Origin of the sequence: Curtobacterium flaccumfaciens (assembly GCF_004361695.1) — a bacterium.
GTDB classification, from domain to species: Bacteria; Actinomycetota; Actinomycetes; order Actinomycetales; family Microbacteriaceae; genus Curtobacterium; species Curtobacterium flaccumfaciens_B.
Map to the genome: position 1 here is coordinate 147,958 of NZ_SNVW01000008.1, position 13,509 is coordinate 161,466.

The 13,509-nt window shown below is 71.5% G+C and carries 11 protein-coding genes; all 11 read left to right on the plus strand.

Features of this window, described 5'->3' with window-relative positions; genetic code table 11:
- Window position 1 precedes the first annotated feature (1 nt).
- The 11 genes from EDF64_RS12510 to EDF64_RS12560 all read left to right on the plus strand — a co-directional run bounded on the left by EDF64_RS12510 (window position 2) and on the right by EDF64_RS12560 (window position 13,493).
- Window positions 2–1,648: a Mur ligase family protein gene (locus EDF64_RS12510; RefSeq protein ID WP_071292868.1), complete on the plus strand. Its 1,647-nt coding sequence runs from the start codon at window positions 2–4 to the stop codon at window positions 1,646–1,648.
- Complete coding sequence (locus EDF64_RS12515; protein WP_133520318.1) at window positions 1,645–3,165, plus strand: UDP-N-acetylmuramoyl-tripeptide--D-alanyl-D-alanine ligase; 1,521 nt, start codon at window positions 1,645–1,647, stop codon at window positions 3,163–3,165. The genes EDF64_RS12510 and EDF64_RS12515 overlap by 4 nt, the downstream gene beginning before the upstream one ends.
- Window positions 3,162–4,265 carry a phospho-N-acetylmuramoyl-pentapeptide-transferase gene (mraY, locus tag EDF64_RS12520; RefSeq protein ID WP_133520319.1) on the plus strand — a complete coding sequence of 368 codons (1,104 nt, stop codon included), beginning with the start codon at window positions 3,162–3,164 and terminating at the stop codon, window positions 4,263–4,265. The genes EDF64_RS12515 and mraY overlap by 4 nt, the downstream gene beginning before the upstream one ends.
- Window positions 4,258–5,781 (plus strand): UDP-N-acetylmuramoyl-L-alanine--D-glutamate ligase, encoded by a 1,524-nt coding sequence (murD, locus tag EDF64_RS12525; RefSeq protein ID WP_243736378.1) that lies wholly within the window; start codon window positions 4,258–4,260, stop codon window positions 5,779–5,781. The genes mraY and murD overlap by 8 nt, the downstream gene beginning before the upstream one ends.
- Entirely contained in the window at window positions 5,750–7,048 is a 1,299-nt protein-coding gene (gene ftsW / locus EDF64_RS12530; RefSeq protein ID WP_133520321.1) for a putative lipid II flippase FtsW, read from the plus strand. Before murD ends, ftsW begins: the two co-directional genes overlap by 32 nt.
- The gene (gene murG / locus EDF64_RS12535) at window positions 7,045–8,148 is read left to right on the plus strand and encodes an undecaprenyldiphospho-muramoylpentapeptide beta-N-acetylglucosaminyltransferase (protein ID WP_133520322.1); all 1,104 of its coding nucleotides are present in this window, start codon (window positions 7,045–7,047) and stop codon (window positions 8,146–8,148) included. Before ftsW ends, murG begins: the two co-directional genes overlap by 4 nt.
- On the plus strand, window positions 8,145–9,566 hold the full coding sequence (gene murC, locus EDF64_RS12540; RefSeq protein ID WP_133520323.1) for a UDP-N-acetylmuramate--L-alanine ligase: 1,422 nt from the start codon (window positions 8,145–8,147) through the stop codon (window positions 9,564–9,566). The genes murG and murC overlap by 4 nt, the downstream gene beginning before the upstream one ends.
- The gene (locus tag EDF64_RS12545) at window positions 9,563–10,822 is read left to right on the plus strand and encodes an FtsQ-type POTRA domain-containing protein (RefSeq protein WP_133520324.1); all 1,260 of its coding nucleotides are present in this window, start codon (window positions 9,563–9,565) and stop codon (window positions 10,820–10,822) included. Before murC ends, EDF64_RS12545 begins: the two co-directional genes overlap by 4 nt.
- A 149-nt stretch (window positions 10,823–10,971) precedes the next feature.
- Entirely contained in the window at window positions 10,972–12,141 is a 1,170-nt protein-coding gene (gene ftsZ / locus EDF64_RS12550) for a cell division protein FtsZ (RefSeq protein ID WP_133520325.1), read from the plus strand.
- A 7-nt stretch (window positions 12,142–12,148) separates the two neighbouring features.
- The gene (locus tag EDF64_RS12555) at window positions 12,149–12,874 is read left to right on the plus strand and encodes a YggS family pyridoxal phosphate-dependent enzyme (RefSeq protein WP_133520326.1); all 726 of its coding nucleotides are present in this window, start codon (window positions 12,149–12,151) and stop codon (window positions 12,872–12,874) included.
- 43 nt (window positions 12,875–12,917) lie between these two features.
- Window positions 12,918–13,493, plus strand: a complete 576-nt coding sequence (locus EDF64_RS12560; protein WP_133520327.1) for a cell division protein SepF — start codon at window positions 12,918–12,920, stop codon at window positions 13,491–13,493.
- Window positions 13,494–13,509: the final 16 nt, after the last annotated feature.

Sequence of the window (13,509 nt, forward strand, 5' to 3'; positions counted from 1 at the left end):
CTTGTCCGCACGGATCCCCCCGGTCCTCCGACCCGAACACCCCACCCCGAGGGCCGTCGCCGAACTCGCGAACGCATTCGGTCTGCGTGTCGTCGGCTCGCTCGACGCCGTCGAGACGACCGGCGTGACGCTGAGCGCCGCCGAGGTGCAGCCGGGTGACCTCTTCGTCGGGGTGCACGGAGCGAACCGGCACGGCGCGCAGTTCGCGACCGAGGCCGCCGAGCGTGGTGCCGTCGCGGTCCTGACCGACGCCGATGGCGTGGCCCTGGCCGAACCGTCCGGCCTGCCGGTGCTCGTCGTGGACGACCCGCGTGCTGCCCTGGGCGACGTGTCCGCGTGGGTCTACCGCACCCACCCGGACGAGGCCACCGACCTGCCGCAGCTGTTCGCCGTCACCGGTACGAACGGCAAGACGAGCACCTCGTACATCCTCGAGGGGATCCTCAAGCAGCTCGGGCTCGTCACCGGCCTCAGCTCGACGGCGGAGCGCCACATCGGCACGCTCAGCGTCACGAGCCGGCTCACCACGCCCGAGGCCAGCGAGATGCACGCGCTCCTCGCCCGGATGCGCGAGAGCGAGGTCCGTGCCGTCGCCGTCGAGGTGAGCGCCCAGGCCCTCAGCCGGCACCGCGTGGACGGCATCGTCTTCGACGTCGCGGCGTTCACGAACCTGTCGCACGACCACCTCGACGACTACGCCGACATGGAGGAGTACTACCGCGCGAAGCTCCCGCTGTTCGAGCCGGAGCACGCCCGCCGTGGCGTCGTCTCGCTCGACACGGACTGGGGCCACCGCGTGGTGCAGGACTCCCGGATCCCGGTGACCACCATCACGGTGCACCCCGACGTCGAGGCCGAGTGGCACGTCGACATCGTCGAGGCCCACGCCGCGTACACCGAGTTCCGCCTGACCGGCCCCGAGGACCGCGAGCTCACCACCCGTGTGCCGCTGATCGGCTGGCACATGGCCGCGAACGCCGCCCTGGCGATCGTCATGCTGGTCGAGGGCGGCTTCGAACTCGGCACCATCGCCCACGCGCTCGAGAGCAACCACCGCCACTACGCGGACGAGGACGGCGATCGCGGCGACCACGGCCAGCAGCGCACGGTGTCCGCCATCGAGTGCTACCTGCCCGGCCGCACCGAGCGCGTCTCCGGTGACCGCGGGCCGAGCGTGTACGTCGACTTCGGGCACAGCCCCGACGCCTTCGAGAACACCCTCGCCGCAGTCCGGCAGTTCACCCCGGGCAAGGTCCTCATGCTCTTCGGTGCCGACGGCGACCGCGACAAGACGAAGCGCGCCGACATGGCCCGCATCGCCGCGGCCGGCTCGGACATCCTGGTGGTCACCGACCACCACCCCCGCTTCGAGGACGCCGCATCCATCCGGAAGACCCTCGTCGACGCCGCGCGCGCCGCCTACCCGGAGCACGAGATCCACGAGGTCAGCCCGCCCGAGGCCGCGATCCGCACCGCCGTGGGCCTGCTGAGCGAGGGCGACTCGATCCTCTGGGCCGGCCCCGGTCACCAGGACTACCGCGACATCCAGGGCGTCCGCACCCCGTACTCGGCACGCGACGAGGCCCGTCAGGCGCTCCGCGAGGCCGGGTGGGAGCCGAACTCCGGCCCCGCCGAGGACGTCCGATGATCGCCCTGACCCTCGCCGAGATCGCCACCGCGGTCGGCGGCGAGCTCATCGGCGGTGCCCAGGCGACGGACGTCGCCGAGCCCGGCGACCTGGTCGTCGAGGGCTCGGTCGAGACCGACTCGCGGCTCGTGCGTCCGGGCAGCGTGTTCTTCGCGCTCCCCGGCGAGGTCACCGACGGCCGCCGCTTCGTCGCGGCCGCGGTCGACGCCGGAGCCGCCCTGGTGATCACCCCCGAGCGCGTGGACACCACCGCGCCGCAGATCGTCGTGGCCGACGGCTACGAGGCCCTCGCGGCGCTCGCGCACGAGGTCGTCACGCGCGTCCGGATGAGCACCGCCGACCGCGTGGACGCGGACGGCCGGCCGGCGCCGCTGCGGGTCGTCGGCATCACCGGCTCGAACGGCAAGACGAGCACGAAGAACATGCTCCGCACGATCCTCGAGCAGCACGGCGAGACCGTCGCGCCCCAGGGGTCGTTCAACAACCACGTCGGGGCACCGATCTCGATGCTCCGGGTGACGTACGACACGCGGTACCTCGTCGTCGAGATGGGGGCGAGCGGCGTCGGCCACATCGCCAAGCTCGTCTCGATCGCCGAGCCCGACGTCGGTGTCGTCCTCAAGGTGGGCCTCGCGCACGCCGGCGAGTTCGGCGGCATCGAGGCGACGCAGCGCGCGAAGTCCGAGATGGTCACCGACCTCCCCGACTCCGCGACGGCCCTCCTCAACGTCGACGACGACCGGGTCGCGTCGATGCGCGACCTGACGGCCGCCCACGTGGTCGGCTTCGGCACGTCGGCGGACGCCGACTACCGCATCACCGGCATCGAGACGGACCGCAGCGGCACCCGCTTCACGCTCACCGCGCCTCCCGTCCGACCGGAAGGCGACCGTCCGGCGGACGCAACCCCGCCTGGAGGCACGGATCGCCTTCCCGAGACCGTCGACGTCCGCCTCGCGATCCTGGGTGAGCACCACGCGATGAACGCGTCCGCGGCGCTCACGGTGGCCCACCTGTGGGGCGTCCCCCTGGCCGCCGGCGCCGAGGCGCTCCCGTCGATGACGCGCGCCGAGCGCTGGCGCATGGAGCTCCTCCAGGGCGGCCCGGAGGGCGTCACGGTCATCAACGACGCGTACAACGCGTCCCCCGACTCCACCGCAGCGGCGCTGCGGACCCTGGCGCAGATCGTGCGTCCGGGGGAGCGGACCGTCGCCGTGCTCGGCGAGATGGCCGAGCTCGGCGAGTTCTCGACGGAGGAGCACGACCGCATCGGCCGGCTCGTCGTCCGTCTCGGCATCGGACAGCTCGTGGTCGTCGGTCGCGCCGCGATGCCGATCCACCAGGCCGCCACCCTCGAGGGATCGTGGGACGGCGAGTCCGTGTTCATCGAGGACGTCGACGACGCCGTCCACCAACTGCAGGACATGCTCCGCCCCGGCGACGTCGTCCTCGTCAAGTCCTCGAAGTCCGCCGAACTGCGATTCCTCGGCGACCGCCTCGGAGGTGTCACCGAATGATCGCCCTCCTGATCGCCGGCGCCGTGTCGCTGGTGTTCACACTGCTGCTCACGCCGCTGTTCATCAAGCTGTTCCACCGCCTCGGCTGGGGACAGTTCATCCGCGACGACGGCCCGCAGTCGCACCACACGAAGCGCGGCACGGCGACGATGGGCGGCATCGTCCTCATCATCGGCGCGGTGCTCGGCTACTTCGTCGGGCACCTGGTCGGGCGTGACTCGATCACGCTGTCCGGTCTGCTCGTCCTGTTCCTCATGGTCGGCCTGGGCTTCGTCGGGTTCATCGACGACTTCCTCAAGGTGCGGCGGCAGCGGAGCCTCGGGCTCGGCGGCTGGGCCAAGGTGCTCGGCCAGGTCATCGTCGGCGTCATCTTCGCGACCATCGCCCTCGTCGTCCCGACCGCGAACGGCAAGCCGCCGGCGTCGACCATGGTGTCGGCCATCCGCGACATCCCGTGGCTCGACTTCATGGCACTCGGCACCGTCATCGGCACCGTGCTGTTCCTGGCGTGGATCGTCCTGCTGACCGTGTCCACGTCGAACGGCGTGAACGTCGCGGACGGCCTCGACGGACTGGCCACCGGGTCGAGCATCCTGGCGATCGGCTCGTACGTCATCATCGGCTTCTGGCAGTCGAACCAGATCTGCGGCGGCGCCCGGCTCGACGCCAGCACCGAACACGCCTGCTACACCGTGACGAACCCGCTCGACCTGGCGGTCGTCGCGGCCGCGGTGTGCGGCGGGCTGATCGGCTTCCTCTGGTACAACACGTCCCCGGCGCAGATCTTCCTCGGCGACACCGGGTCGCTCGGCCTCGGCGGTGCCCTGGCCGGACTCGCGATCCTCAGCCGCACCGAGCTGCTCCTCGTCCTCATCGGCGGCCTGTTCTTCATCGTCACCGGCTCGGTCATCCTGCAGCGGGCGTACTTCAAGATCACCCACGGCAAGCGCATCTTCCGGATGAGTCCGCTCCACCACCACTTCGAACTGAAGGGGTGGGCCGAGGTGACCGTCGTCGTGCGGTTCTGGATCATCGCGGGACTCTGCGTCGCTGCCGGTGTCGGCCTCTTCTACCTCGAATGGATCGCGCGCGTTGGCTGATCGTCTCGACTCCCTGGACAGCTGGTACTCCGAGGGGTGGAAGGGCCTGAACGTCGCCGTCCTCGGCCTCGGCGCCACCGGGTTCTCGGTCGCCGACACCCTGGTCGAACTCGGCAGCGACGTGACGGTGTACTCCACCGACGCGCCGGCCGACAGCGTCGAGCTGCTCGACGTCATCGGGGCGCGCTTCGTGCAGGTCCCGCTCGACACCGTGCCCGACGCGCTCGTGCAGCAGGCGCCGGACGTGGTCGTCGTGTCCCCGGGGCTGCCGCCGCACAACGCGACGGTCACCTGGGCCGTGGCGAACAGCACCGTGTGGGGCGACATCGAGCTCGCCTGGCGCGTGCGAGACAAGGTCGTCCGCGGGCCGATCGCGGCCCCGTGGGTGACGATCACCGGCACGAACGGCAAGACCACCACGACGCAGCTGACGACCGCGATGTTCGAGGCCGGCGGCCTCCGCGCGGTGGCGTGCGGCAACATCGGCGTGCCGGTCCTCGACGTCGTCCGCGACCCGGACGGCTTCGACGTCCTCGTGGTCGAGCTGTCGAGCCACCAGCTCCACTACCTGCCGACCACCGGCGACGGGGCCGTGGTGCCGCTCGCGAGCACCTGCCTCAACATCGCCGACGACCACCTCGAGTGGCACGGCTCCGCCGAGGCGTACCGCGCCGCGAAGGCGAAGGTCTACGAGCGCACCGTGATGGCGTGCGTCTACAACACGACCGACGACGCCACCCGGCGCATGGTCGAGGAAGCGGACGTGGTCGAGGGTTGCCGTGCCGTCGGCTTCGGCCCCGGCATCCCGGCGCCGGGCGACGTCGGCATCGTCGAGGACGTCCTGTGCGACCGTGCCTTCGCCGAGAACCGGCAGAGCAGCGCGCTCGAGCTCGCCACCGTCGCCGACCTCGAGCAGGCCGGGCTCGCCAGCCCGCACATGACGATGAACGTCCTCGCCGCCGCGGCCCTCGCCCGTGCGGCCGGCGTCCAGCCCAGCGCGATCCGCTCGGCCGTGCAGGGGTTCCGCGCGGACCACCACCGCACCGAGCTCGTGGCCACCGCCGACGGCATCACCTGGGTCGACGACTCGAAGGCGACGAACCCGCACGCCGCGACCGCATCGCTCGGTGCGTTCGACCCGGTCGTCTGGATCGTCGGCGGCCTGTTCAAGGGCGTCGACGTGGACGGACTCGTCGAACGCTTCGGTCCGGACGTCCGCGGCGTCGTCGTGATCGGCACCGACCGGACCCCCGTGGTCGAGGCATTCGCGCGACACGCGCCCGGGGTGCCCGTCCTGCAGGTCGAAGCAGCGGACACTGATCAGGTCATGCCCGAGGCGGTCCGGCATGCCGCATCGGTCGCGAGACCGGGCGACACGGTCCTCCTCGCCCCGGCTGCGGCGTCGTTCGACCAGTTCGGCTCCTACGCGGACCGGGGGCGTCGATTCGCGGCGGCGGTCCACGAGCACCTGGGAGGAAACGCCGATGGCGACGACGGATCTTCCGAACGGTCGTAAGACGCAGAGCACCGGCACCGCAGCGAGCGGCACGGCGGCCCGCCGTACCAACGGCGCCGTCGTCGCCGTCAAGAACGTCTTCGTCGCCGAGTCCAGCACGTTCTACACGATCCTCGGCGTCACGCTCTTCCTCGTCGTCTTCGGCGTCGTCATGGTGCTCTCGTCGTCGAGCGTCGAGCAGTACGCGGCGACCCACGACTTCTTCGGCGCCGCGTCCCGCCAGGGCCTCTACGCCGTCCTCGGCGTGCCGCTCATGCTCATCGCGAGCCGCCTGTCCGCCCGCTTCTGGCGTCGGTGGGCGATGTGGATCGTCGGCATCGGCCTCATCGTGCAGGCGCTCGTCGTCCTGACCCCGCTCGGGTACTCGATCCAGGGCAACCGGAACTGGATCAAGCTCGGCTCGTTCACCGCGCAGCCGTCGGAGATCCTCAAGCTCGCGCTGGTGCTCGGCATCGGCGCGATCATGTACGTCAAGCGCGACAAGCTCGACGACTGGAAAGAGGTCTACATCCCGATCGGGATCGCCGCCCTCGGGTCGATCGGCCTCGTGCTGCTCGGCGGTGACCAGGGCACCGCGATGATCATGCTCATCCTGGTGTTCGGCGCCCTGTACGTCGGGGGTGCCCGGGCGAAGCACCTGCTGCTCGGCCTCGTCGTCCTCGCGGTGGCGCTGCCGTTCGTCACGATGGCGTCGAGCTCCCGGCAGAGCCGCATCAGCGCGTGGCTGTCGGGCTGCACCGACACGAGCCAGTACCAGGACCTCTGCTGGCAGCCGGTCCACGGCATGTGGGCGCTGGCGTCCGGCGGCGTGTTCGGGGTCGGGCTCGGCAACTCCAAGGCGAAGTGGTCCTGGCTGCCCGAGGCGGACAATGACTACATCTTCGCGATCATCGGCGAGGAACTCGGCCTGGTCGGCGCCGTCGTCGTGCTCGCCCTCTTCGTGGTGCTCGCGATCGGCATGATCAAGATCATCCGGCAGTCGAACGACCCGTTCGTGAGGACCGTCACCGGCGGCGTCCTCGCGTGGATCATCGGCCAGGCGCTCGTCAACATCGCCGTGGTGCTCGGCCTGCTGCCGGTCCTCGGCGTCCCACTCCCACTCATCTCGGCCGGTGGTTCCGCGCTCATCATGACGCTCGTCGCGATCGGCGTCGTCCTGTCCTTCGCACGCGAGCTCCCCGGCAAGCACGACCTCCCCGGCAAGCACGACCTCCCAGGCGCGAACGCCCGGTCGGTCCCCAGCACCACGAACGGAACACTCCGGTGAGCAAGTACCTCTTCGCCGGCGGCGGCACCGCCGGGCACGTCAACCCGCTGCTCGCGGTCGCCGACCGGCTGACCGAGCGCGAGCCCGACGCCGAGGTCCTCGTCCTCGGCACCGCGGAGGGCCTGGAGTCCCGTCTCGTCCCGATGCGCGGCTACGAGCTGCTGACGATCCCGCGCCTGCCCTTCCCGCGCAAGCCGAACGCGGCGGCGCTGCGGTTCCCCGGCGCCTTCTGGCGAGCGGTCAAGCGGACCGAGCGGCTCATCCGTGAGCACGAGATCGAGGTCGTCCTCGGCGTCGGCGGCTACGCGGCCGCGCCGGCGTACATCGCCGCCCGCCGGACCGGCACCCCGATCGTCGTGCACGAGCAGAACGCCAAGCCCGGTCTGGCGAACCGCCTCGCCGCGTTCCTGACGAACCACGTCGGCGTGACGTTCTCGAACACCCGCCTGCGGCACGGTCGCGTCGTCGGCATGCCGCTCCGCCGCGAGATCGAGTCGCTCGACCGCCGTGCGTCCCGCGCCGAGGGGCTCGCCGAGTTCGGCCTCGACCCCGCTCGTCCGGTCCTGCTGGTCACCGGCGGATCGTCCGGCGCACGGAGCATCAACCGCACCGTGAACGCCGCCGCCGCCACGATCGTCGGTGCCGGGTGGCAGGTGCTGCACGTGGTCGGGGCCGCGTCCGACATCGGTCCGAGCGACCTCGACGGCTACCACGTGCTGCCGTACTGCGACCGGATGGACCTCGCGTACGCGGCGAGTGACTTCGTGGTCTCGCGCTCCGGTGCCGGCATGGTCTGCGAGCTCACGGCCGTCGGGCTGCCGAGCGTCCTGGTGCCGTACCCTGTCGGCAACGGCGAGCAGCGCCACAACGCGAAGGACGTCGTCGACGCCGGGGGAGCGGTCCTCGTGGCGGACGCGGAATTCGACGAGGACTGGGTGACGTTCCAGCTCCTGGACATCCTGCAGGACCGGGCCCGGATCGCCGACATGACGGTCCGCGCCGGCAGTGTCGGCCACCGCGACGGCGCCGACCGGATGACGGACCTGGTGCTCGACGCAGCGAAGAACGCCGGCACCGCCAGCAGCACGGAGGAAGCATGACCATCAAGCCGGACCTGACGCAGCCGATCCCGGACGACCTCGGCACGGTGCACTTCGTCGGCATCGGCGGCTCCGGCATGAGCGGCATCGCCCGGCTGTTCCTCGCCGCGGGCCACCGCGTGACGGGCAGCGACTCCCGCGAGACCGCCACCACCGGCACGATGCGCGAGCTCGGCGCCGACGTGCACATCGGGCACGACGCCGCGAACGTCGGCGCGGCGGACACCATCGTCGTCACGAGCGCGCTGTGGCCGGACAACCCCGAGCTCCTCGAGGCGCAGCGCCGCGGCCTGCCGGTGCTGCACCGCTCGCAGGCCCTCGCCGCCCTGATCGCCGAGCACCGCCTCGTCGCGGTCGCCGGCGCGCACGGCAAGACCACGTCGACCGGCATGATCGTCACCGCCATGGTCGAGCTCGGCCTCGACCCGAGCTTCGTCAACGGCGGCGTCATCCAGTCCCTCGGCACCAGCTCGGCCCCGGGCTCGAGCGCCCTGTTCGTCGTCGAGGCCGACGAGTCCGACGGCTCGTTCCTGCTGTACGACGTCGCGGTGGCCCTCGTCACGAACGTCGACGCCGACCACCTGGACCACTACGGCAGCGAGGAAGCGTTCACCGAGGCCTTCGTCGAGTTCGCCGCGAAGGCGTCCGAGCGGGTCGTCATCTCGAGCGACGACGCCGGCGCGAAGCTGGTGACGGCCGGGGTCCGGGCACGTCCCGACGCCCCCGAGGTCGTCACCTTCGGCGAGGCCGTCGACGCCGATGTCCGGATCGAGGGCATCACCGAGTCGGCGGGCGTCGAGGTCGACTTCCGCTCCGGAGGCGAGGCACACCACCTCACGCTCCGCGTCCCCGGTCGCCACAACGCGATCAACGCCGTCGGCGCCTTCGCCGTCCTCACCGGGCTCGGCATCGCCCCGGCGGACGCGATCCGCGGCATCGAGGCGTTCGGCGGCACCCAGCGCCGCTTCGAGCTGCACGGTGTGGAGCGCGGGGTGTCCGTCTACGACGACTACGCGCACCACCCGACCGAGGTCGCGGCGGCCCTCAAGGCCGCACGCAACGTCGTCGGCGACGGCCGCATCATCGCGATCCACCAGCCGCACCTGTACTCCCGCACCCGGCTGATGGCCGGCGACTTCGCCAAGGTCTACGAGGAGCTCGCGGACCACACCGTCGTCCTCGACGTGTACGGCGCGCGCGAGGACCCGGAGCCCGGCGTGACCGGTGCCCTGGTGCAGGAGCGCTTCGCCGACCAGTCCCGTGTCGAGTTCCTGCCCGACTGGGACGAGGCCGCGGCGCGCGCGGCCGCGGTGGCGCGCGACGGCGACATCATCATGACCCTGAGCTGCGGCGACGTGTACCGGATCATCCCGCAGGTCATCGACGCGCTCCAGGGCGACGGAGCGCCGTCCCGGTGAAGCGCCCGGAGGGGTTCGACGAGCGTCCGGCACAGCCGGACGCCTCTGCCGAGGACGCCTCGGCGCCCCGGCAGCGCCGTGCCCCGCTGATCCCGCGGCGTCCGTCCCGCGGGTCCTCGTCGGACGGCCTGGAGGCGCGGCCCGACCCCGCCCCATCGGCTCCCGTCGACGAGACGGAGACGCCCACCACCACGGACGGCACCGCCGACGACTCCGGTCCGTCAGCGCGCGACCGCGCGGGCGCCTTCGCCGGCGCGGCCGGCCGCCGGCTCGGTGCCGGTCTGTCGACCGTCGCCGGCCGCCTGCGCGAGTACACGCCGGACGAGGACCACCGCGACCCCGACGCGGAACGCCGCGAGACCCTGCGCCGTGAGACCGAGCGTGCCGACGCCGAACGGCTGGCGGCACTGACCGACCTGCACCCCGAGGACGGCCACGAGCACGCGACCCCGATCGGCGCCGGCGTCCGTGCGGCCGAGACCGCACGCGAGGCCCGGGTGGCGAAGCGACGCCGTCGGCTCCTCGAGCGCGCCGAGGTCCGGCGGTTCACCCGTCGCAGCCGCCACCGCCGCGCGGCGTGGATCACCGGCGCGAGCATCTTCCTGGTCTTCGGCATCTCGATCCTGGTCGCGGTGTTCTCGCCGCTGATGGCCCTGCAGACGATCGAGGTCAAGGGCACGAACCGCGTCGACGCCACGCAGCTCCGGCAGGCGCTGTCCGAGCAGATCGGCACGCCGCTCGCCCGCCTCGACTTCGAGGAGATCAAGCGGGACATCGCCGGCTTCCCGCTCATCGAGAGCTACGTCACCGAAGAGGCCCCGCCGCACACCCTGGTGGTGACGGTCACCGAGCGCACCCCGGTGGTGGCGGTCCGGTCCGGCTCGACGTTCGACCTCGTCGACCCGGCGGGGATCGTCGTGCAGTCGTCACCGAAGCAGCCGGCGAACATGCCGGTGGCCGACATCGGCAGCGCGAAGCTCGGGTCGCCGGTGTTCCGCACCATGACCGAGGTCGTGCTGGCGCTGCCGTCGACCGTGCGCGCGCAGGTGACGAGCGTGAAGGCGTCCACCGCGGACGACGTGACGCTGACCCTCAAGGACAAGTCGACGGTCGTGTGGGGGAACCCGGACGACTCCGACGCGAAGGCGGCGCTCCTCGCGGCCCTCGTGAAGGACCACTCGACGCGGAACCCCGGCGTCGTCGTCGAGTACGACGTGAGTGCGCCGGACAACGGCGTCATCCGCGCGAAGCCCTGACGGAAGCCCGGACGGATCGTGCGACACGCGGCGTGGCGGGGCGACAGTGCCCGGAGCACACCCGTAGCGTCGAGGACAGCACCACATCTACCAGCATTACCCCTGAACTTCAAGTAGAGGTTGAGGGTTCGACCGGAGGCCCGACTGACGTGACCACGAACCACAACTACCTCGCCGTCATCAAGGTCGTCGGTGTCGGCGGCGGCGGCGTGAACGCCGTGAACCGCATGATCGAGCTCGGCCTCCGCGGCGTCGAGTTCATCGCCATCAACACCGACGCACAGGCCCTGCTGCTGAGCGACGCCGACGTCAAGCTCGACGTGGGCCGTGAGATCACCCGTGGTCTCGGCGCCGGCGCGGACCCCGAGGTCGGCCGTCGCGCCGCCGAGGACCACGCGGAGGAGATCGAGGAAGCGCTCGCGGGCGCCGACATGGTCTTCGTCACCGCGGGTGAGGGCGGCGGGACCGGTACGGGTGGTGCTCCCGTGGTCGCGCGCATCGCGAAGTCGATCGGTGCGCTCACCATCGGCGTCGTCACGAAGCCGTTCAGCTTCGAGGGCAAGCGTCGGCAGTCGCAGGCCGAGAACGGCGTCGCCGGGCTCAAGGACGAGGTCGACACGCTCATCGTCGTGCCGAACGACCGCCTGCTCGAGATCAGCGACCGCGGCATCTCCATGGTCGAGGCCTTCGCGACCGCCGACCAGGTGCTCCTCGCCGGTGTGCAGGGCATCACCGACCTCATCACGACCCCGGGCCTCATCAACCTCGACTTCGCCGACGTCAAGTCGGTCATGCAGGGCGCCGGTTCGGCGCTCATGGGCATCGGCTCCTCGCGGGGCGCCGACCGCGCGATCAAGGCGGCCGAGCTCGCCGTCGCGTCGCCGCTGCTCGAGGCCTCGATCGACGGTGCGCACGGCGTGCTGCTCTCGATCCAGGGTGGGTCGAACCTCGGCATCTTCGAGATCAACGACGCCGCCCGTCTCGTGCAGGAGGCCGTCCACCCCGAGGCGAACATCATCTTCGGCGCGGTCATCGACGACACCCTCGGCGACGAGGTCCGTGTGACCGTCATCGCCGCGGGCTTCGACGGCGGCGAGCCCCAGCAGCAGCAGAAGGAACGTCGCTCGAGCTACGTCGACCCCGAGGCCGGCGCGACCGTCCCCGTGGCGAGCGCCGGTGGCACGGGCGCGATCGAGGACTCCTCCTCGTCGGCGCCCTCGTGGGCGTCGCAGGAGCACGCGGCGCCGGCGCAGCGCGCCGCCGACCCCGCCTTCGACGACGATGACGACGAGCTCGACGTCCCCGACTTCCTGAAGTAACACCCCCTTGGTAGCCGACCCGCGCCTCCCGTCCGCCTCGTCACCCGACGACGGACCGGAGGCGCGTCTCGCGTCCGTCCGGTCCGGCATCTCCGACGCGGCGCGAGCCGCGGGGCGGTCGGTCGACGAGCTGACGCTCGTGGTCGTCACGAAGTACCACCCGGCGTCGCTCGTCCGGGAGCTCGCCGCCCTCGGCGTCACGGACGTGGGGGAGAACCGGCACCAGGAAGCGCAGGCGAAGGCCGCCGAGCTCGCCGACCTGCCGCTGACGTGGCACTTCGTCGGGCAGCTGCAGTCGAAGAAGGCGCGGCAGGTGCGCCGCTACGCGCACGTGGTGCAGTCGCTCGACCGCGACTCCGTCGTCGACGCGTTCGCCCCGACCGAGGCTGACCCGGAGCCGCCGGTGATCGACGGCTTCGTGCAGGTCAACCTCACCGACGACCCGGGCCGCGGCGGCGTGCAGCCCGACGCCGTCGAGGCGATGGTCGAGCGGGTCCTCGCGACCGGCACGATCCGGCTGCGCGGCGTGATGGCCGTCGCACCGCTCGACGAGGAACCCCGTGCCGCCTTCGCGCGGCTGCGCTCGATCTCGTCGCGTGTGGTGTCGCTCGCGCCCGGCGCCACGGACATCTCCGCCGGGATGAGCGGCGACTACGCGGACGCCGTGCTCGAGGGCGCGACACACCTCCGGATCGGGACCGCAATCACGGGAAATCGCCCGGTCGCGCCCTAGCCTCGTCCCAAGGGCATCCACGAGCACGAACTCCGGAGGAACCATGGCCAACCCGCTGAAGAAGACGATGGTCTACCTCGGCCTCGCCGACGAGGAACTCGAGTACGAGGACGAGCAGCCGCAGGAGCCTGCGCGCCAGCAGTCGTCCCGTCAGCAGGCCGCGCCGGCCCAGGCCCCCGTGGCCGCACCCGTCGCGCAGGAGGCCGCCGCGCCCGTCGCGGCACCGGTGGCACCCGCCCCCGAGCCCAAGACGCAGACCCACCAGCGCGGCGCCCAGGTCACCCCGCTCCGCCGCTCGCACACGACCGCACAGAAGGCAGCACCGGTCCAGGAAATGAACGAGATCCTCACCGTCCACCCGCGCGAGTACAAGGACGCCCAGTCCATCGCCGAGAGCTTCCGCGACGGCATCCCCGTCATCATCAACCTCTCGCAGATGACCGAGGCGGACGCGCGCCGCATGATCGACTTCGCCTCCGGGCTCTCGCTCGGCCTGTACGGCAAGATCGAGCGCGTCACGAACAAGGTCTTCCTGCTCTCCCCGGCGCACGTCGCGGTGAGCGGTGAGGCGCCTGAGGTAGAGTCCGACATCGAGGCGTCCTTCTTCGCCCAGTCCTGAGTCCCTCGGGCCCGAG

What these genes read in the sequence shown, in the direction of transcription:
- EDF64_RS12515 (WP_133520318.1), top strand. Translation starts at nt 1,645, where the DNA reads ATGATCGCCCTGACCCTCGCCGAGATCGCCACCGCGGTCGGCGGCGAG.
- mraY (WP_133520319.1), top strand. Translation starts at nt 3,162, where the DNA reads ATGATCGCCCTCCTGATCGCCGGCGCCGTGTCGCTGGTGTTCACACTG.
- ftsW (WP_133520321.1), top strand. Translation starts at nt 5,750, where the DNA reads ATGGCGACGACGGATCTTCCGAACGGTCGTAAGACGCAGAGCACCGGC.
- murC (WP_133520323.1), top strand. Translation starts at nt 8,145, where the DNA reads ATGACCATCAAGCCGGACCTGACGCAGCCGATCCCGGACGACCTCGGC.
- EDF64_RS12560 (WP_133520327.1), top strand. Translation starts at nt 12,918, where the DNA reads ATGGCCAACCCGCTGAAGAAGACGATGGTCTACCTCGGCCTCGCCGAC.